Below are 23,919 nucleotides of genomic sequence, written 5' to 3' on the forward strand. Positions count from 1 at the left end.
TCTCGAAAGGAAGGGATATCATGCAGCCCAGCAGTAAAGTCGCACTGGACGCCAAAGCGTTTGAAGTGTTAAAGCGAACGATGAAGAATGTAGTCATTCCGCACAGAAAGCGAAAACTGGACCCTGCGTTCAAGACCGAAATGCCGGAAGTGGTGGCCTTGAAGCTGACCAACCGTTGTAATTTGCGTTGCAAGCATTGTTATCAGTGGAATGAGTCGGGTTATCATCATGATATGGACAAAGCGGAACAAAATTGGGATATGGACACGGCGGTTTTTCAACGAGTGCTGAACGAAACACGAGCAACCAAATCCAGACTGTACCTGTGGGGAGGAGAGCCTCTGTTCCACCGGGATATCCGGCAAATCCTCGCAATGCTTGAAGAAGATCCAAGAGAGACGACGATATGTACCAACGCCTATCTGATCCAAAAATATGAAGAGGAGCTATGCCGGATTTCACCGGACCTGGAGCTTCTGATTGCCATTGAGGGATTCGAGAAAGAACATGATCTCATTCGTGGAAAAGGTTCATTCAACAAAGTGATGGAGCAGATTGACAGGCTGATTCTATTGAGAGAGCAGGGGAAGTTCCAAGGAAAAATATCCGTACACAGTGTGATTAATGACAGCATGATTGGCAGATTGCACGAACTGATGAATTTCTTTGAAAAGAAAGGAATTGATCTTGTATTGCTCTGTTTTCCATGGTTCATCTCCCATGAGACTTCAGATGAAATGGATACTTTTTTCCAGGAAGAGTTCCAATGGCTTAATCCATTGGAAGACCAGCGCCGGAGTAGCTGGCATGCGTTCAAATATCATATCAAGCCTGAAAATGTTCCTGCATTAATGGAGGATTTGAGGCAGATCAATGCTCAAACCTGGAGGACACGCATACGCTATCAGCCGGGCCTTGATTTTGACGAAATCGAGGACTTCGTCAGTGGGAACTCAATGACCTCACGATGCGCCACCAACTGTCTCGCTTTGAGCACCCGCGCCGATATTACGCCAACAGGCAATGTTAGCGCTTGTAAATTTTTCTCCGAATTTTCGGTCGGTAATCTGCAGGAGCAGTCACTATCTGAAATCTGGAATTCAGATGCCTACGATCGTATACGTCGTTCTCTGGGCAAGCAGCTCTCACCCGCGTGCTCCAAGTGTAATGTGTTATACCTGCATGGATCTTCCTCACTGGCACATATATGAGCCATTCCAGAGAAGCCACATGCAGACTAGGCATATTGGGATGTTCGAGTATTGTTAGCAAGGCTATACTCGATGCCAGTCCATATGTCCCCCAAGTGAAGTTGGCTTCAATAGCCAATCGCACTCGTTCCAAGGCGCTGCATCTCGCAGACCAATACTCGATTCCATGGGTTGCGGATCATCTTCAGGACGTACTCGATAACCCGGATATCGACGCTGTATATATCGCTTTAAGCAATGATCTGCATACGGAGTGGGCAATCAAGGCTCTGGAAGCTGGAAAGCATGTATTGGTTGAAAAGCCGGCAGGGTTAACCACAACTGAAGCGAGGCAACTCGAACAGGCCATGTATCAGTACCGTTCCCACGTGTTTATGGAAGGCATCATGACCGCTCACCATCCATGGCAATCGTCACTGAAAGCCATTGTCGATTCCGGGCAGTACGGACGGTTGAACAGAACGGAAACTCGTATTTCTATTCCAGCCCGTCATAAGCATATCGGTAATTATCGCTGTGTGAAGTCGCGGAGAGGGGGGAGTTTCAATGATCTGGGCTGTTATTGGCTCGAGTGGATGCAGCAGTTGGTTGGATTAGAGGGAAGTGAAATGACGGGTGCTTCCGATTTTGCAGGTCCAGACGGTTGTGACTGGACCTTCTCTGCCAGCCTTCGTTATGCAAACGGACTAGAATCACGATGTATCACCTCATTTGAAATGCCATATAAAGCGTCACACACGTTGTATTTTGAACAAGAAAACGTGGTGGTTCCTGATTTTTTCAGGCCCATTAACGGTTTTTACAAAATGAAAATACGCCTGCTGGATTCAAAAGAAAATTCCGTGCTGCAGGAGTTCATCCCGATGAATTATTATGTGAACCAACTTGCGACTTTTGTTGATAAGTTCGACCGAGCAGTCGATTCACACGTTAATTTTCAACAGAGCATTCAACGAATAACATGGCAACATGCAATCCTGGATAAGGCAGAGTCCTCTGCCCGCAAACAGACGAGCCAAGGGGGCCACACACTATGAAAACAGTAATCCTATGTGGTGGTTTGGGTACAAGGCTTTCGGAGGAAACGGATCTTCGCCCCAAACCTATGGTTGAAATAGGCGATATGCCAATTCTCTGTCACATCCTTCATATGTATAGCGCACAGGGATTTAATGATTTTATATTGGCTCTTGGATATAAGGGCTCCTATATCAAAGATTATTTTCTGAAATATCCGTTTCTCTATAACGATTATTCCATAGATATGACTCGTAATACGACTCAATTGCATACGTCAAAAATATTAAACTGGAAAATGGATCTTCTAGATACTGGAAAAAACACCATGACCGGTGGCAGAATTGCACGACTTAGACCCTATTTGGAAAATCAGACATTTATGCTGACCTACGGGGATGGGGTTGGAGATGTTGATCTGAATGAGTTACTACGCTTTCACCGCAATCATGGAAAGCTGGTAACCGTTACAGCCGTAAGACCGAAAGGTCGTTTCGGTATGATGCGATGTGTGGAAGGGAAGGTTACGTCTTTTCAGGAGAAAGGGTATCATCCCGAGGAATGGGTTAATGCCGGTTTTTTCATTATGGAGCCTGAAGTGCTTCGTTACATCAAAGGAGACGATACGGAGCTGGAAAGAGAAGTATTGGTACAGTTGGCTGAAATGGGGCAATTAATGGCCTATCCACATGAAGGCTTTTGGGCATGCATGGATACCCTGCGGGATAAACAGGAACTCGAACTACGATGGAAAGAAGGGAACGCGCCATGGAAAGTATGGGAATAACCAACTCTTTGAAGAGCCCAGTAGATGATTTTCCTTTGGAACAGCAGGACATGTTACATCGTATCGTGAAGGATGATATGGACTATATTGGTAAGAAATTTACTAAGGCTCATCTGTTCTCCGGGCAAACGATACTGATTACTGGCGGCGGGGGGTTCATTGGCTATTATCTTGTCCTGAGTTTGCTCAACATGCAAAAAAAAGGGGCTGAAGTGAAGCAGATTAATATCCTAGATCGTTTTCCCCGTGGTGTTCCTCAATGGCTTCAGGATCTGGAGGCAGAGGGCTGGCCCGTGAAGGCAATCCAATTCGATGTTACTCAGGATTCATTCACTCCATTTACGCAAGATGCAGATTATATCTTTCACTTGGCTTCAATTGCATCGCCCACCTATTATCGAAAATATCCGTTGGATACGTTGGAGGCCAATGTATTTGGATTAAAACGGCTACTCGACAGTTGTCTGCCTTTTTCTCCGAAGGGTATATTATTTTTTTCTAGCAGTGAAGTGTACGGAAATCCGAATGCAGAGTTCATTCCCACACCTGAAACATACAATGGGAATGTGGCTACAGTCGGGCCACGAGCTTGTTATGATGAATCCAAGCGATTTGGAGAAACGCTGTGCTCTCTTTATCACAGCGAGAACAAGCTCCCGATCCGAATCGTGCGTCCCTTCAATAATTTCGGTCCAGGGCTTGATTTGAATGATCGCAGAATTGCATCGGATTTTACCAAAGCCATTAAAGAGCAATCTGACATCAATGTTCTTTCTGACGGGACCCCTACACGAACTTATTGTTATATAGCTGATGCAATCATCGGATATCTATTGGTATTAACTCACCACAGATTTGATATATTTAATATTGGCTCGGATGCAGACGAGATTAATGTAACTGATCTGGCCCATCTCTTTGCAGAATGTGCACTCCAACTGACGGGAAATAAGCCGGAAATTACATATTCCAATTCACCAGACCCCCATTATTTGACGGACAATCCGGAACGACGCTGTCCCAATATTGACAAGGCAAGAAAAGAACTTGATTTTAATCCTGAAATATCGCTTGAAGAGGGAATCAGGCGTTATCTTGTCAGTTGTGGGGTGGGATTATGATTTATATTAAACCACCAGTGATAGCCGTAATCGGACTCGGATTCGTTGGATTAGCTGCTGCACTTGGTTTTGCCGAGAAAGACTATACTGTCTACGCATTTGATATTGATGTAAGCAAACGAAACAGCTTGCAGCTGGGGGAAATTCCGTTCCATGAGCCAGATATGGAAGAAGCACTATCTACTCATATGAATCAAGGCTTTACCCTTTGCGAAAGCATGGAGGAAGCGATATCAGAAGCTGATTTAATCTTTATATGTGTAGGTACTCCTTATCAAGAAGGAGGTCTCGATCTGTCCAGTCTAGTCTCGGCAATCCATGATATTTCGAGATTGATGAACGTTGATCAGTTTAAAGGGATTATTGTTAAATCGACGATTCCTCCAGGAACCATACGTGGCATAATCAAGCCTCTGTTGGAGAGCGTTGGGTTTAAGATCGGGCGTGATGTTGGACTCGCTTATAATCCTGAATTTCTGAGAGAAGGAAGTGCATGGGAAGATTTTCTCAAGCCTGATCGCATAATCATAGGTGAAGTAGATTCGCGAACTGCCGGATTATTAGAAAAAGTATATCTTCACTTCGAAAGTCCTTGTATAAGAGTTTCTCCTGAGACGTCTGAATACCTCAAATACGCTTCGAATGCACTGCTCGCGACTCTAATCAGTTTTGCTAATGAACAAGCCATGATCGCTGAGAAAATAGGAGATGTTGACATTCCCCAAATGTTTAACCTCTTACATATGGACAAGCGATGGTCTGGCTTTCCTGCTGGAATGTCGCACTATGTGTATCCAGGCTGTGGGTTTGGCGGTTATTGCCTGCCCAAAGATACCCTTGGGCTTAAATACACTGCGAGTAAGTATGGTCATAATGCAAAGATGCTGGAGGCCGTGATGAAAGTTAATCAGGATATCGCCGATTTCACTGTGGAACAGATCATTCGATTCTTGAAACATCGTGACGAACAAATTGGTATACTGGGACTTTCTTTTAAACCTGGAAGCGATGACGTAAGGAATTCTCCTGCTGCTCGTATCATTGAACTGTTGCTAGACGAGGGCTGTACCAACTTGACTGCATATGATCCAGTCGCCATGTCTCCTTTCAGAGAACATTACGATTTTCCGATCCGAATGATGAATTCGCTCAGTGAGATCACTGTGAGCAGCGATATTTGCGTCATTGTCACGGCATGGCCGGAATTTCAAACACTCACTCATAATAGTTCCGCAATCCGGATTGTTGATGCCAGATATTTGCTAAATTCTAACAAGGCCTATTCTAAGGAGGCATTACAATCAGAGGAGTGGACAACAAGGTAGTGTAAACATAAGGAGGACACATGATAGAATGGTGAAACGCAAAATATATGCAAATCTATTTTAGACAATCCAAACGCTTTGGATTGTCATAGGAATTTCATTTCTATTATTAGTACTTATTGTAGGCGATAACGACTTTAACTGGAAACCTCAAGTTACGACAGCCATAAAAGTCTATGCATGTGCTACGCCCGTTTGTGTTGTCGTGCTTTATGTCCTTAGTCGTCTGAAAATGAAATTTGAAAAATAAAACGATGTCTTCCATGAGGGAGACATCGTTTTATTGACTTTAACAAATCCATTTTCAGATAGGCATTTTATATTTCACAAAGCATTTCATCCAGGATTTCCAGTTCGCATTCCATTTGTCTGATTGTATAACGGGAGAGCAAGGGAGAATAGGGCATATGTATTGAACTGCCTATCGTCTGAACAATTTGATTCAAGCGATGGATCTGATCAAGAATATAGGTTTTGCGATATTCAAGTACTTTCTGTTGCTGCTCAGGTCTCAGAAGATCAAAAAAAGTAAGCCTGATATAAAACTCATCGTCAGATGTCACCAGCTCAGGTGACAGATCAGCAAGAATCTTATAAAACTCCGTTTTTCCCAGTTCAGTTATGGAGTAAACGAACCGATCTGGCTTCCCCGTCTGTGCTGTTACTGTTTTTGTTACAATCTCACTTGCCTCAAATTGCTTCAGCATTGGATAGAGACTGTTGTTGTTAACAGGTTTACTCCGATTCATGAGAAGATTAATATTTTTTTTGATCTCATAGCCATGCTTATTTCCTTGAATCAGTTGAGATAAGATCAGAATGCTAATATCCATGATGAAACCTCCAGTTGAATAAACTTAACGCATATTATTGTACCCGATATGTAAAGGGAAGGAGAAGACATTTGAATGATTTAGTGAAAAAATTCACATCAATAGGTTATTTTAACCTATATAATGAATTTGTAATCATCAAAGCATAAGATCAGGAGAGTGACATCATGAAAAAAGTATTTATATTAGGTGGAACCGGATTTCTTGGCTACTATACAACGAAGGAGTTATTGAAAAGCGGATATTCGGTCTCTACTGTTTCTTTACCACCCATGCCTGCAGAAGATTTACTTCCGAAGGAAGTAGAATGCCAGTTGGGTGATATAACGGCAATGAGTGATGAACAGATTCTAGCCTTACTGGACGGCTGTTATGCCTTTGTATATGCTGCAGGAGCAGACGAACGCACAGTTCCGGATGCGCCCGCTTCGAAATTTTTCTATCAAGCCAATGTACTTCCTACTCAGCGACTTGCTCGTTTGGCAAGACAGGCTGGTGTCAAAAAATTTGTATTGTTTGGTTCTTACTTTGCCCATTTCACAGAAGCTTGGCAGGACTTGAATCTGAAGAAAGACAACGCTTATCCAAGAACAAGACTTCTTCAGGAAGAGATCGCCTTTATGGAGGGTGAAGGAGAAATGGATGTCATGTCTCTTCGCTTGCCTTACATTTTTGGCCAAATGCCGGGCAGAACACCCCTTTGGACGATGTTTGTAGATCAGGTAAGAGACCAAAGCTTTGTTCCGGTGCTTGGTGGAGGTACCGCTATGGTTACGGTTCAGCAAGTAGCCGAAGCAGCAGTTGGGGCTATCGAGTACGGAACTCATCGGAGTAGCTATGCCATATCGGGAATGAATATGAAATTTAAGGATTTTTATCAGATCATTGCAGATGTTCTGGGTCAAACAGAAACTCAGATTACTGTCTTACCTTTGGAACAAATGAAACCAGGCTTTGATGAAGCCGACGCTCACGCCACAGCAGCTGGCAAAGAACATGGAATACATTTGGGCTATACAGCAATGATTCAGGATCGGGATGCTTATCTGAATCCTGAAGATACCATGTCCATTTTGAAATTTAAAGAAGCAGACATTCCTGCTGCCATTAGAGAAACCATCGCTGCATGTTTGTAAGATAACAAAACGACCAAGCTATCTTCCTTATAGAGCTTGGTCGTTTTGTTGTTTTTAAAATGATTGCACATTAGTTACAAAAGTTAACCCGCTTTTTCGATCTCAATAATTTCCGCAGCAATAGCCTCAGATAGCTCGAAAGCTGTTTTTGGAACAAAGTTTTTTAAGATCGAGTTAATCATAGGTCCCATTGCACCTTTGGCAGTGATATCGAGGTATCCTGTCATCATCGTTAAATGTTTGTTAATCGCATCCGCCTCGAAGTATCCGTTACCTGAAAAATTGTCAGATAAACCGGTCAGGTCAAAACTGACTCTCGTAGGCTCTTGCCATTGAGTAATGTCAATTTGGAGCTTTACCGTCTTTTTTACAAACCCTAAATCACCTTTGAATGACCAGGTCGATTGATGTTCGTTTAAAATTTCGTGTTCAATATAACCCGGCACAAGAGGAGCCCATTTGTTCATGTCTCTTACAAAATCCCATATTGTATGAATAGGTATTTCCAATTGAATTTGATGAGAACCATTTGGCATTAGACTTGTCCTCCTTAGTTATATCGTTTTACTCTGCCGACTGCTGACAGAGATTCCTGCTAAATACCCAAATGTGAGTGCAGGTCCAAGAGTTCCACCTGCACTTGCGTAGGTTTGCCCCATAATTCCCATAGCAGCATTGCCAGCGGCGTACAGTCCTTCTATAGGTTTACCCTTATGATCAATCACCTGAGCATTAGCGTCTATTCTTGGACCGCCACTTGTCCCCAACGTACCGTAGTAAATAGGTAGTGCATAATAAGGTGGTTGGTCGATTGGCCCAAGATTAGCCTGGGGATTTCCGCCCCCCCCTTTTAAATCTTCAAAGAAAAAAGTGCCTCGGTGGAAATCGGGATCTTCACCTTGTGCTGCATATTGATTAAAGCGTGTAACGGTCGCTTCAAGCCCATCCGCATCTATCCCGATTTGTTGTGCCAAATCTCGCAGGTTATCCGCTTGATTAACCCACTCAGGCGCTTTTTCTCCAGGCATCATGGTTATAATCATGGTGTGATCCTTCATTTTCTGATCGAAAATAAGCCAGACCGGTGGTTCATTGGGCCAATCCAGAGTGACTGGATCATACGTATAAAATGTTTTCGGGAGATCGTTGTACGTGCTGCCTTCATTTACAAAACGCTTGCCATGTTTATTGACAATTATGCTGTAGGGACCTGTCCGTCCACCACCACCGAGCTGATTCAAAATATGGTCCTCATATTCAAAGGTAGGATCTTGCATTGCGGGATACCACCATGCTTCACTCATATTTCCAAGAGCTGCCCCAGCTTTCATAGCCATAATCAGTGCGTCTCCCTCATTGCCTGGAGGAGATAGGGGATGTGTAACTTGTCCCTTAAGAAATGTCTTGACCAATTCTTTATTCCATTCAAAGCCACCCGAAGCCAATATGACGCCTTTATGCGCTCCGACATAACAGGGTTCACCTTCGCGTACCATCTCTAATCCAATGATAGCTCCATCATCATCCACAATTAATTCTTTACCCGCTGCTTCAGTCCAGATCTCCACTTCTCGATCCACGAGAGCCTGAAGGAGGGAAGCGATCAGGGAACGTCCCATCGTCACTGTATTATTCTCCATACGCTCTACAATTTTCTCAAAATCGATTCCGTTAATTGCGCCCCCCTCTTCCAATGTAAGTGGAGGGAAGGTTGGATTACTTCGGATTTTGAATGCCAGATCGCCGAGTTTATCCATATTAAAGGGGAGAGGGTCTAAAGAACGCCCACCGTGCTTTCCACCCGGGAGATTGGCATAATATTCTGGATAACCGTTAGGTACAGAAAAGCGAAGAGGGGTGTAATCATGTAAATAATCAATCATTTTGAAACCGTTATCAATAAAGGTTTCAATTAATTCAGGAGCAGGTTCTTTTCCTCCTGTTAAACGTCTTATATAAGTCAAAGCTTCTTCACGAGAATCGGAAATCCCCGCTTCACGCATATATCGATTGAGAGGTACCCAAGGCACACCGCCAGAGAAGGCAGTCGTGCCTCCCAGCTGGGCAGTTTTTTCGATAATGAGCACTTTGGCTCCATGATCATGCGCCAGGATAGCGGACACAAGTGCCGCTCCCCCGGTACCCATGACAATGACATCATATTTATAATCCCATTGCTTCAATTTATTCATTGCCATATCGTCAACTCCATTTCGCAAAATAGGGTGTAGATTCAACAATTTTATTTAGCAGTAACCCCGCCATCAACAGGCAGATCCACTCCGGTAATATAGGAAGAATCGTCTGAAGCCAGGAATAGTACAGCCTGTGCGACTTCAGGTGCCTCCCCTACCCTTGGCAAAGCAGTCTTGGACAAAAACCATTGCAACATCTGATCGTCTTGAAACAAGTGTTCGCTCATTGGCGTAGTAATGTAGCCCGGATAAATTGAGTTAACCCGGATATTTTGTGGTCCAAAATCGACAGCTGCAGCTTTCGATAACATCCGCACTCCACCTTTGGAAGCTGTATACGCACCTGCGCCACTACTACCTGTCAAGCCGGCAATAGAGGAGATATTAATAATGGAGCCCGATCCATTATTTTGCATCTGAGGGATGGTGTGTTTCATACCCAGAAAGGTCCCGGTCAGATTGATATCAATGGTTCTTTGCCATTGCTCAACGGTCGTTTCAAGCATGGCAACCGGAAGTGAGATGCCGGCGTTATTCACGAGCACATCGATTTTACCAAAACGTGTGATCGTTTCCGAAACAACATATATCCAGTCTTCCTCAGAAGCAACATTGTGCTTCAAGGCAATGGCGGTACCGCCTGCTTTTTGGATGCTTTCAGCAGCTGTCAAAACCGCTTGTTCATTAATATCTGTAAGGACTACTTTTGCACCTTCTTTGGCGAGAAGCAGTGCTTCCTCCAGACCCATACCACTTCCTGCTCCTGTCACAATGGCTACCTTATTTTTTAAACGTGTCAAAGTAAAACCTCCTATAAGTGTCTTCATTTGATATAATGATATTATGAATTATCTTTATGATAGTTAATTATATCACCATAACTTTTAAGAGACAAATTTGTGTTTCTGTATACGCAAGTAACCACTAGTCGTCAACGTGGGAGCTCTTGCAGGTGACGGGAAAGCAGGAGTATAATTTTCACAGTATCAAGCTGGAAAGGAAATATGCCAATGAATCCAAGAGATAGATATCAAAAAGAAAGAGCAGAAGCGAAAGAGCAGAGACAAGTTCATATTATTCATTCTGCCAAGGCTGTATTTTTGAGAAAAGGGATTGAACGTTCTACGATGAATGACATTGCTGAAGCTGCGAATATTGGCATTGCCACTTTGTTTCGATATTTCCCCAAGAAAGAAAAGCTTGCGAGATTAATCGTTGTTCAGGTTTTGAATGAAACAAGGGACGTGTTTCATCAAATATCAGAGATGCAAGGAACCTGCCTTGATAAAATGGATGCATTACTCGATTATTTTATTTCATTCATGAATGAGGATAGCAATTTGGGAGTAATCATTTTTGAAGATCTTTTGAATGGTGCTATGCACTCATCATTGGATGTGGCTCAAATAGAGGAGATCAATGTTGTTCAACGTAGTATTTCTGCTGAATTCAACAAGATTATTATGCAGGGAGAACGCGATGGGACCGTTAGACACGATATTCAACCGAGCGAGCTTCTGACAACAGTGATTAACGCATTTGGGTTATTCTCCAGTAAATTGTCCCTCCATCAGAATATACCTATGCTCGAAGCAGATGTGGAACCTCGTCAACAATTAATGCTGATGAAACAGATGATCCTACATTACATCAAGCCCCCAGTTGTGTCGTGAGGGTGAAATCTGAACAAAAATTCTGAATAGCGAGTACCCTATTAGAAAATAACTATCGATTAAACTTTGTTACGTAATCGACAGTATAATGGAGGAGAATTGAAGAAAGCCAGAAAGAAAGTACCTAATGGTTGGCTGATCAGCAGTAATTCTATGACGAATCTGATATAAATAAAACCGTATACTTTACGAGGAATAGCTGGTATTATCCCCTTTAAGTAGACACTTGAAAAAACCTTCATGTTATCATGAAGGTTTGGTTTTACCCCCTCATGGAAACCAGAGGGGATTTTTTATTCATGCATATGGGCACACGGGCAGGAACTACAAGTATTTTTTCATTATATGCTAGACAGTGAAAGACACGTATTGTCTGAATCTAGAAAGCTCGAAAAGATAAATGATTCCTTTTTTATTTACTACCCTAAAGAGGATGTTCTTTTAAAATACTATTACTAAAATTAATTATTCTTCTTTATAATAAAAGAGGGCGTAGCCCTCTCATTACTATTGTTTTTTGTATGTTTGGTTTTTCTTTGGAGTTGGTGGAAGCGTATCACCTTGCTTTACAGTAACACCGGTTTTAATCGTACCACCTCTCGGACCAAGAACTTTATAATCTCCTGTTTTTGGGGCTGAATTACCTGACTTTAATGGCTTTGACATGTTATCACCTCCTTGTACTTTCTTTTACGAAACACTTAAGTACAAGTTTCTAATTACTATGTTAGAAGAATTAAATAGGGAAGATGGATTATGTGTCAAAAGGCGATAAGTAGCCTCAGGACAGGTTGTAATCAACCAAGTTTCTAATTATAATGCATATATAGGTGTAAGTGCTTCCAGGATTACAGGAGTCGTTTGATGATGAAACGTAGTACGGAGAAGCTGATAAAATGGTGTTGGATTTTTTGGGTAACGTTTCTGCTGTATAAATTAATTAGTCATTAATTAAAGAACAAAGTACGTACACCTATTAATTAAATCTAAATTCCTGGAACCTCCTCTTATTTTAAGGGGAGGTTCTTTAAACATAAAAATAATACTCTCATTGTTTTTTCAAAATATCCGTTGTATAAAACAAATAACAATGGTCAATACCACTCACTAATCTGATCACAAAGGAGAATAGATTAGTGAGTATAGAGAAAATCATTCAATTTGTTCAATCATCACAATATGAGCAGATGAACTCCACAGGTGCAAAAATACACTTGCTGAGACAAGTCATTGGTGAATATCAATCATCCCTGGGACTTCAACGACTTGAATGGACTGAGCATGGCGTTGTTGGAAAATTCCTTGCAAATAAACACTATGATATGAAAAATCCACAATTATTCGACTTATTAGAGAATCATGGAGTTCTGTCGAAAGTGGTCCGGATTAAATTAAAACAATTAAATGAGACAGAGAAATTATTGCTTCAAGAATTCAGTACGGCTGGCAACGCATATTTAAGATTTACTCCAATTAGAGGAATTGGTGGTCACAGTGAAGAGGAACTCAGTGTATACAGAAAGAATTTAACCAACAAAAACATATATGACCTCTTAGGCCAATGGAAGCATTATAAAAGGATATACTCTAGCTTTGTTGAACAGTGGGAATCTATACGTAATCTGGCATGTAAGGAGATGTTGCGTACGAATCAGCACAAAGTAACCTTATCTGTAGGAAAGCTAAGTGTAGTAATTCCAGATCCAAATATTGATACCGATGCTGCATATAAAATGGGAGGGGGTAAGCTACTACAACGAAGTGGAAAGATTAATATGGAACAAGTAAGATTATATGCAGCTAGAGGATACTTTTCTTTGTCACAAGTGTATGAGCATCTATATGTGAAGAACATCCAAACGAAATATTTGCTTTTAACATTAATAAGTGAGCGTAATATGATGGAGGGATTAGTACAGCAGAATAATAAATACTCTTGGATTAACATACAAAGTGAAGCAACCTGGAAGGAATAGATGAAACACAAAAAAGCCGATGTCAGATACAACGGCTTTTTTGTGTTAACTATCGAAAAATTCAGATAAGAGCAGGTTAACCTTTTTTAAATCGGAAGATTTCATAGGCCAAAGATTCTCATTGATTTCGTTTAGCAATTTCTCTTTATCACTTTTTCCAGTCTTAACATACTTGCTGTAATAAAAAAGTTCATGGACATTGACTTGAAGAGCATCCGCAATTTTCTGGAGATTTAACAAGGTAATATTTTTCTCGGCACGTTCAACACCCCCGATGTAGGAGAAGTGAAAACCAGCCATTTCGCCTAATTCTTCCTGCGAATATCCTTGTTTTTTCCGTAATTCGCGAACACGCTGTCCTACTAATCTTAAAACAGGTTCGTTCATTGCCACACCTCTAATTCAGTCTAAACAATGGGAAACCTTCGATACATTATAAAGGAGGTGGAGGGGATGACAAATCACCTAAAAGCAGATGTTGGAATTGCTACCATAACAGCTCAAGGGATTTTGTTTAATGGTCGATTTTACACAAACCGAGCAGTGATTAAAAAGAAATGGTTTGTACTAGCGAGAGAGGAAGGACAGTGGAGGATACCCGTTGTGTACCTACACAACTATTATGAAGCCATAATTATTGATCAACTAGGAGCTATTTTCTTGTCGAGAGGCAAGAACATGTTCCCATTGAAGTCGCTATGTTAGCGGCTTTTTTATATTATCGGTACAAATTCGTGTCCCGAGCCAAGGACAAGAACTTGTACCGATTGCCGGAATGGACAAGAACATAGTCCGATTACCGATTAGATGGATGTATAAATGAAAAGCCATGTAATTAAAACCTCAATAAGTAGCATTATGCAGGACAGATTTCGCATTTCAATTAAATGAAGATCTGAGTAGAAGTGTTGTGTCCTTTTGGGTGACTGAAACACTGAATGCTGTTTTTAGTCAAAGAAACCAGCTTTAATGCTCGGAAGTACTTCAATTAAAACTGTGATCTCATTTGAATTAGATAAAACAAACTTGTAAAAGCACTTTAGCAAAGAAAAGGGGGAGGAAACTGGATGTGATTTTGGATCAAAGGAGGGGAAACATATGCAGATATCGTACTTAGTGCTGATTTTGTAATTGTTAGGGACAAGAACTTGTACCGATTACCGTAATGGATAAGAGCAAGTTAGCGTTCCTCTTCCGCAATGGCTCGAAAGCATCGCTTGTTGAAGAGGAAAGGGAACTCAAGTTTGTAAAGCAAGATATAAGTTGCTGAATATATTGAAATGCTCGGGACTAAAATGGATTATATTCAAATTTTGATGTATGAAGCATCCTCCTTAATGACTTAAAATAGTTATCCACCTTGTAACCACCGCCCTATATGGGTGGAGTTTTGCTTCATGGATATACGTAGCTTAATGGTGACCGGACCACTGAAGAAGAGCATCACATAGGCTCAGTGTGAAGTCATGAACAGGGCTACCCTCTTCCATTAGTATCAGGTCAGATTCTGTTAAAAGCGTCTCTGGAGATGCGACTGCTATCATAAAGGTATAGGTTATGTGAGTTCTAATGAAATTATTCTGACTTTTGGACGACCCCGGTCAATTGTTGAACGATATCACTCACGGATCTGGAGCGGGCCATTCACACAAGAAGAAATTTTGATGAATATGACCTCGAAATAAATACAAAAGAGATGAATCCAACAGTATTTGCCGAAAAGATATTAAGTTTTATTAAGTCCAATAAGGAGTACTCGTATTTAAGAAATTACGCAAAAGAAATGTTAGTGTTTTCTAGATGGCGTATCCATCAGACAACGTCGCAATTCTTCACAAAATATCAACTTGAAATATCTAAGTCACAATAAAGGAGCCAACTAGATCCTTTTTTTGTGTTATTAGTTTACTCCCCTAAATCCCCCTTGTTGCTTTACTCTTGAGGATCATTTTTTTTGATAAGTCCATCTCTATTGAATTTTTAGTCCTCGATTCTTATTCATAGTGCTCAATTTTTCTTCTAATTGATCCCTCATATTACTGGGAACCCAGTAATAATTTACAACTAGTTTTTTACGTAAATTAGTATATATTTATTTAGCTGTGTATTTTTGTGTTAAGGAGGAAAAATTAGAGAATAAATTTAGTCATGCATCTTAGAAAAAACGCGAGGGGAATATCACATGAGTTTATTTGAAGGAAAGAAAAAAAAGTATTACCGAGGATTATCGCTTTTTCTGGCAATCACAATTGCCGTTCAAACAATTCCAACGGGAGCGCTAAAGGCAAATGCAGCAAGTTCTGTTCCAGCTACTCTATCAAAAAAAATCACCACATCTAGAGTTGAACTGGAGGATCGTCGGACCCAGGATTCGGAGACATTTCTGAATTCAAACGGAACATTGACAACACAAATATATCAAGAGCCCATTCATTATAAAAGTAACAACAATAAATGGAGTAGATTTGATAATAATTTGATTGTGGATACTAACAATAACGTCATAAAAAATAAATCAAACGATTTTGAAGTAAAGTTTCAAAAGCGCAATTTAGACAAAAATCTAGTTACCATTGGTATGGATGGTTTATCCATTGTGATGGACCCCGCATCACAATCTGACAATCTAGACTCTGGATTTGTTAAAAATTCCCATGAAGGTGCTGCTTCTTACAAGAATAATAAGTTAAGTTTCAATAACTTGTATGACAACACCAATATAAATTACACAGTTGAGGACCGCAAATTAAAGGAAGATATTGTTCTGGATAAGGCACCTTCCGCTTCCTCGCCAGTAAAGTTCACATATAAATTCAAAATAAAAGGTTTGGGTATGGAACAAGATAGTACTGGGAAAATCTATTTTGTTGATAAGAAAAGCCACTTAAAAGTCTTTTATATTGAACAACCGTTTATGTATGATTCCTATATTCCAGAAGGGTACAAGAAGATAGAACAATCTGATGGTATTCCTGAGGAAGCACGTTCCTATGACGTGAATATGAAATTGGTTAAACGAGGCTCTACATATTTTGTTGACATCATTCCTGACCGAGCCTGGCTTGAAAATCCTAAGAGGGTCTATCCCGTAACGATTGATCCTACAATTATCCGGTTTCAGCCAAATGCAGCCGACGGGAATGACACCAACATCCGCAGTTATTTCCCAACACAAACCGGTGGAACCGAAACCTCATTAGGCGTTGGATTATACAAAGACTCCACGCAAAACAATGTCATTCGATCTTTATTAAAGTTTAATGTTTCATCGATTCCAGTGGGTGCAAATATCTTAAGCGCCGATGTGAATTTATGGCTTTCCAGCGTGGCTAATGACACTAATGTTGAAATTGGTGCATACGAACTAAGCAAGTCCTGGTTAGAGGAAAGCACAAATTGGAACACCACAAATGGAACAACAGCTTGGACTAATAAGGGGGGCGACTACAAAAGCACTTTATTAGATTCAAATCAAGTTAGTTATCTAACTGATCTTGGGGTTAATTATAAATGGGATGTCACAAATCAAATTGATAAATGGAGAAGTGCAAACTACGGAATTTTGTTGAAAAGTTTATCTGAATCTACAAACTCGTATAAAAAGTTTATTTCGAGCGATTCTACATTGAATGCAACAAATCGCCCAATGCTGTCTGTTACGTATTTTAACGGGAGTCGTCTTGGGCTTGAAAAGTATTGGACATACGATAGCCATGACTTGGTCGGTGGTCGAAGCTATACGAATATGACTACAGGTAACAATGTTATCCAATATAATGACCTAAGCCTAAAAGGCCGTGGTGGTATGGGAGTTGACTTTACAAGAACCTATAATTCGAAAGCATTAGAAGATTCCCCACTCGGATATGGTTGGTCTTATTCGGGCAGCGAAGCTATTATGGAGCGTTATGACCGGAGTAAATTGGTCTATAAAGATTCTGACGGTACCTATCATGAATTCACCTATAATTCAACTTCCGATAGTTACCAATCTCCGCCGGGAACTTATTTAAAAATCACACGAACCACCGAATCATACGGAGCCGTTAATGGTTATGACTTAACTTATAAAGATGGTACAAAATTGCATTTTGATGCAAATGGTGATAGTTATACAGAAGTGTATACCGGAAAGTTGTTGTATGAACAAGATCTCCATGGAAATAAAATATCATATGGATATAACAGCTCAAACCAACTTACTTCTATAACAGATCCTAGCAATCGGGTCACTACGATGAATTACAATGTATCAGGGAAAATTTCTAATATCACAGATTTCGTTGGTCGTAAAATTAACTACGGGTATGATACCGCTGGCAATCTGGCAAATGTTGATGCTTATTTAGATGCAACCAATTATCGAATAACCAAGTTTTCCTACGATTCGAGCCATCACTTAACGACAGTCACAGATCCAAGTGGACGGAAAACGTCATTTACGTACAATAATGAATTATTGCAGAAGGTACAAGAACCTTTTGGTGAGGGAGCAAATGCTGATTTAGCAAGTCGACCTGGAACCACATATTCATATGATTTACCGAATTTTGTGTCAACAGCTACGGATCGGAATGGAAATACAACGACATATAATTCGAATTCGAATTATGTGGTAACCCAAATAACCGACTCGTTATCAAGGGTCACCCGCTTTGCTTTGGATGATAATTATAACAAGCTGGTAATTACTGATCCGAAAGGTAATGATACCATTAACACGTATGACCTCAATGGTAACATTACAAGTACAATGGATCCAGAACAACATAAGGAAATCTCGACATATGATAGTTATAGTAACCGCACGAGTTATACGGATGCCATAAATCAAAAGACGACCTATGAATTCAATATATTTGGTGATTTTCTTAAAGTTACAAATCCATTATTGCAAAGCACGAGTTATACCTATGACTCGTATGGAAATAGAACGTCTTCAACGGATGCTGATGATAATAAAACAGTCTACAAATATGATTCACAAGGGATCAATCAAGTTATTAGTGAAGATGCAGCGAATCAATTCACCACGATGGAATATAACGGTGCAGACCAATTGGTAAAAGTAACGGAGCCAAATGGACATGTCTCAAATTATCAGTATAATTGGCTTGATGAACTCGAGAATCTAGATGAAAGAATTTCAGCCAGTGCTTCCACGCCCGAAATGGTTTATGATCCTACGTATGATTCGAATGGAAATATTATATCGATAAAAGACACTGTACTAGGTGCTAGCCAAACAACCAACTACGATCATACAGCGACAAATGATGTTAAAAGTCAGGTAGTACAAAGTTCACCTCAAGTTGCTTATCAATATGACAACAATCAAAATTTGATTGCCTGGAACCCACAGAATGGATGGGGGCAAGGAATGTCTTTCTCTTATGATAAAGCAAATCAACTTAAACAAGTCAAGGATTCTAACCAAAAAACTATAGAAGATCTTAGTTATGATCCGAATGGCAATGTCACTTCAGTCCAACGGACAGATGCCGATGGTGTAGTCCAATCTCTAACGTATGATAATACGAATAGACTCAAGAATGTTGATTACAAAAAAGGGACAACATTATTATGGGGATACTCTTATGATCTTGATTCGAATGGACGAATCAAAACCGTAACAAATAACCTATCATCCTCATCTAGTTACGAATTTGATGAGACTGGTCGTTTGAAAAATTATACGGATAATACAGGGACAACGAGTTATTCTTATGACAACACCAGTAATCGTTTAACGATGACAAATGCTACTGGAGTTACCAAATACACGTATAATAATTTGAACCAATTAACGAATGTAAATGGACCCAATGGTACTCTGAACTACTCGTATAACGAAAAAGGCCAACTCACTGAACAAGGTAGTATTCATATTGAATGGAATACGGATGACAAGCTGTCCAAAGAAACACAACCAGACGGTAGCTCCGTTGAGTTCCGCTATAATGCTAAGGGGCAACGGACTGAGAAAATAGTAAAAAGCAGTACTGGTTCTATCCTTAATGACTACAAATACCAGTATGAAGATAGTACAGGAAATCTTATTGTAGAAAACAATATTACAACAGGATTAAATGTATCATATTCGTATGATGTTTTGGGTAAGCGGGTAAGTCAAACACAGAATGGAAAAACGTATTATTATAATTATGATGGACACGGAAATGTAGTAGGATTAACCGATATTAATGGTAATATCGTTTCCAGCTATTCATATGACCCTTGGGGTAATTTAACTAGTAAGACAGGAACTTTATATAATCCATTCACTTATAGTGGTTATTACTTCGATGAAGAAACGGATATGTTTTACCTATTCAACCGATATTACGACCCACAAGATGGTCGTTTTATTAGCCAAGATAATGTTGAGCCAATCGATTCAAATTTGTACATTTATGCTGCCAATGATCCAATTAACAGTGTTGATCCTAATGGAGATTTTGCATGGGCACTTGGTGTGTATGCGATACCAGGTGTGGGTGAAGTCGCTTTGGGCGTAACTGCAGCAGTAGGACTTGGTATAGCGGAAGGATATGGAATTAAAAAAGGATATCAGTATTTCGCAAATAGAGACAAAATGGCTAAGAACGATAGAATGAGAGGGAGCGAGGCGAAAAAAAGAGAAAAGAAACAAATAAATGATAAATTTGGTTCAAGGTCTCAAAGGGAAAAAAGTACAAAAGAATTACACCGAGATAAAAGAGATCAAAGAAATGATAACAATAGAAGTTGGAATGATTTGGACATGTATAGATAATTAATTATCAATTGATCTTAGTATTTTTGACCTCAACAACTTATTTGTTGGGGTCAATACTATAAAAAGGAGATGCAAAAAAATGACTTTTTTTGAACAAGGGGAAGAGTACTATGCAGAAGGTAATTATGATGCAGCATTAGTTTACTTTAAAAAAGCTCTCAATGATAATATAGATACCCAAGATACACTGAATTACATGGGAAGATGTCTTACAGAGTTAAAAGAATATAATGCCGCAATTGAAGTTTACGACAGGGCAATTAGACTATTCCCTACATGGGAAAGATTATACTTTAATAAAGGTTATGTCTATTTACAATTAGGCAATATTGAAGATGCATTAATTTTTTGTAAACGTGCAGTAATGATAAACTCAAATTCTGAAGATGCTCTGTATTATCTTGCCCTTTGTTATCAAAAAAAGGAGGAATTTAAGAAAGCAATAGAATACTATCAAAAATCATTAGCACTTAATACTAATCAAGAAGAGGCCCATATTAACCTAGGATTAATTTTTCATGAATTGGGCAATAATCAAGAAGCGCTCGAAGAATTTCATTGGGCTTTACAGATAGATCCATCATCAACTAATGCAATGTATAACAAAGCATTAGTGTTAAAGCATATGGGAAAAAAAGAGGAAGCTATTATCTATTTTAAAAAGATCCTAATATCAGAACCTGAAGATTACGATGTAAGGTTACAAATCGCAAAAATTTATCTTGAAGAAAATCAATTTGAATTAACAGCATATTATTTAGATTCAATATTAAGTTTTGATCCAAATAATACTGTTGCGCTTTATTTCAAAGGTAAGTTGCTTGAGAGGCAAGGCAATTATGAGACCTCAATTAAACTATTAGAACATGCCTCATCATTAGACCCGATTGATATAGATATTTTGTTACTATTAGCTCAAATTTATAGTTTGATCCATTTAATAGAAAAAGAAAGAGCTTGTTACATCCGCATCTTAAAAATTGACCCTGAAAATATAATTGCAAAAAATAAATTGGCATAAAGTATTGAAACAATGAAAGAAACTGAATGAGTACGAATGACATCATAAAGTTACCTACCAATATCCAAATTTGCTCCGTTAATTAAAGACAAAGGGCAATGCGTATTCTGTGAATCGACGTCAAAAACCGCAAAATTTAAAGGTCACGAAGTATGCAAGGTATTGAAACAACTTTGTTTCAATGCCGATTAGGTATGTAACTTCAACACATTCTATGATTGAGATCGGGGCTGCTAGGCTAAAAGCAGCTCAATTCTTGTTCAACATCTTTCTCTTCAATTAAGTATGGGATAACGGTATACTGACACCAAATGTCGAGGGACAAAAACATGGTCCCATGGAAGTTGCTATTTAAGCGGCTTCTTTATTTTATCGGTACAAGTTCGTGTCCCGAGCCGAGGACAAGAACTTGTACCGATTGCCGGAATGGACAAGAACATAGTCCGAATGCCGATTTGATGCTTATTCAAGCAACATATCATTGTAATTCCCCCATGTTGGATTGTTTTAACTGGTAAATCAGAATCAAGAATAAAGGAACTACTACACAAATAGTACATTCAAATTCTAACCAGTAAGGCGCAAACCATATATTGAATAGTTGGTCAGGAACAATAAAACCTGCAAGACCAAAAATTAACAAACCTGATGGAAGAATCAGAGTACGGTGATGTTTTAGTTTAAACAGTTCACTCAATCCGTTGATGAAAGCATACATATATGCCACAGTTTTAATGTAAGTCGCAATAATCCAGGCGCATGCGATTAAGGCCTCAATTCTCTCTAATATTTTTCCAATACTTATTTTTTGGGCTAAGAAAAATGTTGTATAGAAATTATGTTGAGTGAGAAAAGGACCTGCAACGAGTAAAGACGTCATTACGATCATTGAAAGAATGAAGCTACCAAAACCAGTTACTATAAGAAGATCTCTGTTGGTGTGTTTTTGACTGTTAACGAAAGGGAGAATAAGCAAAATAGGTATGATCTCACCAATAGGGTACACAAAGCTCAATACGGACCCTTGAGCTAAAGACTTTAATTCTAATGAAAAAAGTGGTAATGAATTGTTAATTTCCATCTTAGGAATTAAGCAAAGCAAGAAGAAAATAATGAACATTAACACGATTGGTGCCATTATCTCACTAACCCTCCCTAAAACTTCAACTCCTTGGATGAGTGAGCACACTGTAGTAAGCGTAAAAATGAGCATGATAATTTGAAGTGGGGTATATGGGTACAACTGTGTATTTACAAAATCAGCTACATTCCGAATTAGGGAAGACGCACTGATCGCGAAATAAAACAAATATATACATACCATTCCTGTGCCCATTCCTGTGCCAAGCATTTTTATGCAAAATTGTATAAAACCATTGTTTGCACTTGCCTTATGGATTTTCAAAAAAACAAGCATGAGTAGAACACCCAGTGGAATACCGGCGATTGCACAAATCAAAGAGCTTTCTTTGGCATACGAAGTAATTGAGGAAGGATAAACAAACAGCATGTCTCCCATAATCAACAGCCAACACATGGCACCCATTTGTATAGTTGATATTTTTTCTTTATTGAACATTGAGATAATCCTCTTTTCAAGGGATATTATTACTTCTGTAATATGTCCCAAGGATTGGATGCTTTATTCAATACAATAAATTGATAAAGAGAGGGGATATCCATGGAAGTCCTTATGAATTGCTTTTCGATGACCCTTTGATCAATGTTTTTAGGCTCTGTAGTAAAAGAACGCTATAGTGTCGAAGGACAAGTCCTATTGAAGTCGCTAATTTAGCGAATTTTTTATGTTATCGGTACAAGTTCGTGTCCGAGCCAAGGACAAGAACTTGTATCGTTTGCCGATTAGGTGGATACCTAAATTTAAAGCACTGTAGCTAAAACCTCAATAGTAGATACAAGCACATTAATATAAGACTTCACTTGGAATAACAAATATTTTTGTATCAGGACTTTTTTTTTCTGACCTAAGGCTTCATCATACTGTATGCAGCTGCACCATTAACAAAGAACATAAACCTACTGATAGGCTAGATGCCTAATAGTAGATGTATTCTAGTTAAACGAATCTTAACAATTAGGTTATAAAGTAATAAAAAAAGGAGGGGGAAACAGGATGCAAGAAGCTGTCGTTTGGGGGCCGTTAATTATTAAATACAATTGGATTGCAATAATCTTTTCTGTACTGACAGCATATTTAACCATGAAATATTGGTTGAAGGGTAAGAGCGATTTAAGCAAGCCTATACTAAATGATATAACCAATGTATTTTTATGGGCATTCCTGATTTGGAAGTTTAGTGTGATTATTTTTAATCCCGTCGCTGTTTTGAATAATCCGTACTACATTCTTTATTTTACCGGGGGTGGGCGTGGGATCTTGCTATCGGCGATTGTAGTTCTTATTTTCTTATCTATTCAAAGTAGTAAGCGTAGAATTACCTTCTGGGTGTATGCGGAAGTGTTGGCGGCAGGATTATTATCTTATATAATGTTCTATTCTATGTTCAAGCTCATCTTTAACAATCCGACAACATCATCATTTTTGTATGATCTCAGTCAAATTGTTTTAGCAACCGTACTATTGGTTTGGATGTATTGCAGAAAAGAGGGCTTTGATAATCCACAAGAAATCAATCAACTTATTCTCTGGTTCAGCATCGGACAGATTTTAAGTTGCTTTTTTAAAAGTTTTTTTGTAGTAGTCTTCTTAGGATTATCTAGTGAGCAGCTTGTTTATTTAGCAGTTGCCATATGTTGTTTGACTATTCACAACTTTATAAAAAAAGAGCTTAAATGAATCTTAACAATCCTGCGTTATGGTTGTT

The 23,919-nt window shown here is 39.4% G+C and carries 19 protein-coding genes; 12 read left to right on the forward strand and 7 right to left on the reverse strand.

Features of this window, described 5'->3' with window-relative positions; translation table 11 throughout:
• Window positions 1-20: 20 nt before the first annotated feature.
• From CRO25_RS30065 to CRO25_RS30085, 5 genes are read left to right on the forward strand one after another with little or no spacing between them, the layout of a single operon-like run.
• Window positions 21-1,211, forward strand: coding sequence for a radical SAM/SPASM domain-containing protein (locus tag CRO25_RS30065; protein WP_079697482.1), 1,191 nt, complete (start codon window positions 21-23; stop codon window positions 1,209-1,211).
• Window positions 1,208-2,248 carry a Gfo/Idh/MocA family protein gene (locus CRO25_RS30070; protein WP_079697481.1) on the forward strand — a complete coding sequence of 347 codons (1,041 nt, stop codon included), beginning with the start codon at window positions 1,208-1,210 and terminating at the stop codon, window positions 2,246-2,248. The genes CRO25_RS30065 and CRO25_RS30070 overlap by 4 nt, the downstream gene beginning before the upstream one ends.
• Complete coding sequence (gene rfbF / locus CRO25_RS30075) at window positions 2,245-3,015, forward strand: glucose-1-phosphate cytidylyltransferase (RefSeq protein ID WP_079697480.1); 771 nt, start codon at window positions 2,245-2,247, stop codon at window positions 3,013-3,015. The genes CRO25_RS30070 and rfbF overlap by 4 nt, the downstream gene beginning before the upstream one ends.
• A complete protein-coding gene (locus CRO25_RS30080; RefSeq protein WP_218843453.1) occupies window positions 2,976-4,136 on the forward strand; it encodes an NAD-dependent epimerase/dehydratase family protein in 1,161 nt (386 codons plus the stop codon). Before rfbF ends, CRO25_RS30080 begins: the two co-directional genes overlap by 40 nt.
• On the forward strand, window positions 4,133-5,461 hold the full coding sequence (locus tag CRO25_RS30085; RefSeq protein ID WP_079697479.1) for a UDP-glucose/GDP-mannose dehydrogenase family protein: 1,329 nt from the start codon (window positions 4,133-4,135) through the stop codon (window positions 5,459-5,461). The genes CRO25_RS30080 and CRO25_RS30085 overlap by 4 nt, the downstream gene beginning before the upstream one ends.
• 317 nt (window positions 5,462-5,778) lie before the next feature.
• Here the strand turns inward: CRO25_RS30085 and CRO25_RS30090 are convergent, their stop codons facing one another.
• Window positions 5,779-6,294 carry a PadR family transcriptional regulator gene (locus tag CRO25_RS30090; protein ID WP_079697478.1) on the reverse strand — a complete coding sequence of 172 codons (516 nt, stop codon included), beginning with the start codon at window positions 6,292-6,294 and terminating at the stop codon, window positions 5,779-5,781.
• Between the two features lie 167 nt (window positions 6,295-6,461).
• On the opposite strand from CRO25_RS30090, the gene CRO25_RS30095 reads away from it, so the two are divergent.
• Complete coding sequence (locus CRO25_RS30095; RefSeq protein ID WP_179132304.1) at window positions 6,462-7,430, forward strand: NAD(P)-dependent oxidoreductase; 969 nt, start codon at window positions 6,462-6,464, stop codon at window positions 7,428-7,430.
• A gap of 83 nt (window positions 7,431-7,513) precedes the next feature.
• Here the strand turns inward: CRO25_RS30095 and CRO25_RS30100 are convergent, their stop codons facing one another.
• Genes CRO25_RS30100 through CRO25_RS30110 form a run of 3 tightly spaced genes read right to left on the reverse strand, consistent with a single transcriptional unit; the run spans window position 7,514 to window position 10,425 of the window.
• Window positions 7,514-7,966, reverse strand: coding sequence for a CoxG family protein (locus CRO25_RS30100; RefSeq protein WP_079697476.1), 453 nt, complete (start codon window positions 7,964-7,966; stop codon window positions 7,514-7,516).
• Between the two features lie 18 nt (window positions 7,967-7,984).
• Entirely contained in the window at window positions 7,985-9,628 is a 1,644-nt protein-coding gene (locus CRO25_RS30105; protein WP_079697475.1) for an FAD-binding protein, read from the reverse strand.
• 44 nt (window positions 9,629-9,672) lie between these two features.
• A complete protein-coding gene (locus CRO25_RS30110; RefSeq protein WP_079697474.1) occupies window positions 9,673-10,425 on the reverse strand; it encodes an SDR family NAD(P)-dependent oxidoreductase in 753 nt (250 codons plus the stop codon).
• A gap of 210 nt (window positions 10,426-10,635) precedes the next feature.
• Here CRO25_RS30110 and CRO25_RS30115 point away from each other — a divergent pair, with 210 nt between their 5' ends.
• Complete coding sequence (locus CRO25_RS30115; RefSeq protein WP_179132303.1) at window positions 10,636-11,298, forward strand: TetR/AcrR family transcriptional regulator; 663 nt, start codon at window positions 10,636-10,638, stop codon at window positions 11,296-11,298.
• 507 nt (window positions 11,299-11,805) lie between these two features.
• Here the strand turns inward: CRO25_RS30115 and CRO25_RS33125 are convergent.
• Entirely contained in the window at window positions 11,806-11,964 is a 159-nt protein-coding gene (locus tag CRO25_RS33125; RefSeq protein ID WP_143038097.1) for a YjzC family protein, read from the reverse strand.
• Between the two features lie 470 nt (window positions 11,965-12,434).
• Here CRO25_RS33125 and CRO25_RS30120 point away from each other — a divergent pair, with 470 nt between their 5' ends.
• On the forward strand, window positions 12,435-13,274 hold the full coding sequence (locus tag CRO25_RS30120; RefSeq protein WP_079697472.1) for a hypothetical protein: 840 nt from the start codon (window positions 12,435-12,437) through the stop codon (window positions 13,272-13,274).
• A gap of 45 nt (window positions 13,275-13,319) precedes the next feature.
• Here the strand turns inward: CRO25_RS30120 and CRO25_RS30125 are convergent, their stop codons facing one another.
• A complete protein-coding gene (locus CRO25_RS30125) occupies window positions 13,320-13,661 on the reverse strand; it encodes a helix-turn-helix domain-containing protein (RefSeq protein WP_079697471.1) in 342 nt (113 codons plus the stop codon).
• Window positions 13,662-13,727: 66 nt separating this feature from the next.
• Here CRO25_RS30125 and CRO25_RS30130 point away from each other — a divergent pair, with 66 nt between their 5' ends.
• The 3 genes from CRO25_RS30130 (at window position 13,728) to CRO25_RS30145 (ending at window position 21,073) form a co-directional block, all read left to right on the forward strand.
• Window positions 13,728-13,979: a hypothetical protein gene (locus CRO25_RS30130; protein WP_079697470.1), complete on the forward strand. Its 252-nt coding sequence runs from the start codon at window positions 13,728-13,730 to the stop codon at window positions 13,977-13,979.
• Between the two features lie 1,477 nt (window positions 13,980-15,456).
• Window positions 15,457-20,049, forward strand: coding sequence for a DNRLRE domain-containing protein (locus CRO25_RS30140; protein WP_079697469.1), 4,593 nt, complete (start codon window positions 15,457-15,459; stop codon window positions 20,047-20,049).
• Window positions 20,050-20,131: 82 nt separating this feature from the next.
• Window positions 20,132-21,073: a tetratricopeptide repeat protein gene (locus tag CRO25_RS30145; RefSeq protein ID WP_063563818.1), complete on the forward strand. Its 942-nt coding sequence runs from the start codon at window positions 20,132-20,134 to the stop codon at window positions 21,071-21,073.
• A 478-nt stretch (window positions 21,074-21,551) separates the two neighbouring features.
• On the opposite strand, the gene CRO25_RS30150 is transcribed toward CRO25_RS30145, so the two are convergent.
• Window positions 21,552-22,652 (reverse strand): endospore germination permease, encoded by a 1,101-nt coding sequence (locus CRO25_RS30150; protein ID WP_079697468.1) that lies wholly within the window; start codon window positions 22,650-22,652, stop codon window positions 21,552-21,554.
• A 555-nt stretch (window positions 22,653-23,207) separates the two neighbouring features.
• On the opposite strand from CRO25_RS30150, the gene CRO25_RS30155 reads away from it, so the two are divergent.
• On the forward strand, window positions 23,208-23,891 hold the full coding sequence (locus CRO25_RS30155; protein ID WP_079697467.1) for a hypothetical protein: 684 nt from the start codon (window positions 23,208-23,210) through the stop codon (window positions 23,889-23,891).
• Window positions 23,892-23,919: the final 28 nt, after the last annotated feature.

Source organism: Paenibacillus sp. RU5M, assembly GCF_900221055.1.
Taxonomy (GTDB): domain Bacteria; phylum Bacillota; class Bacilli; order Paenibacillales; family Paenibacillaceae; genus Paenibacillus; species Paenibacillus marchantiae.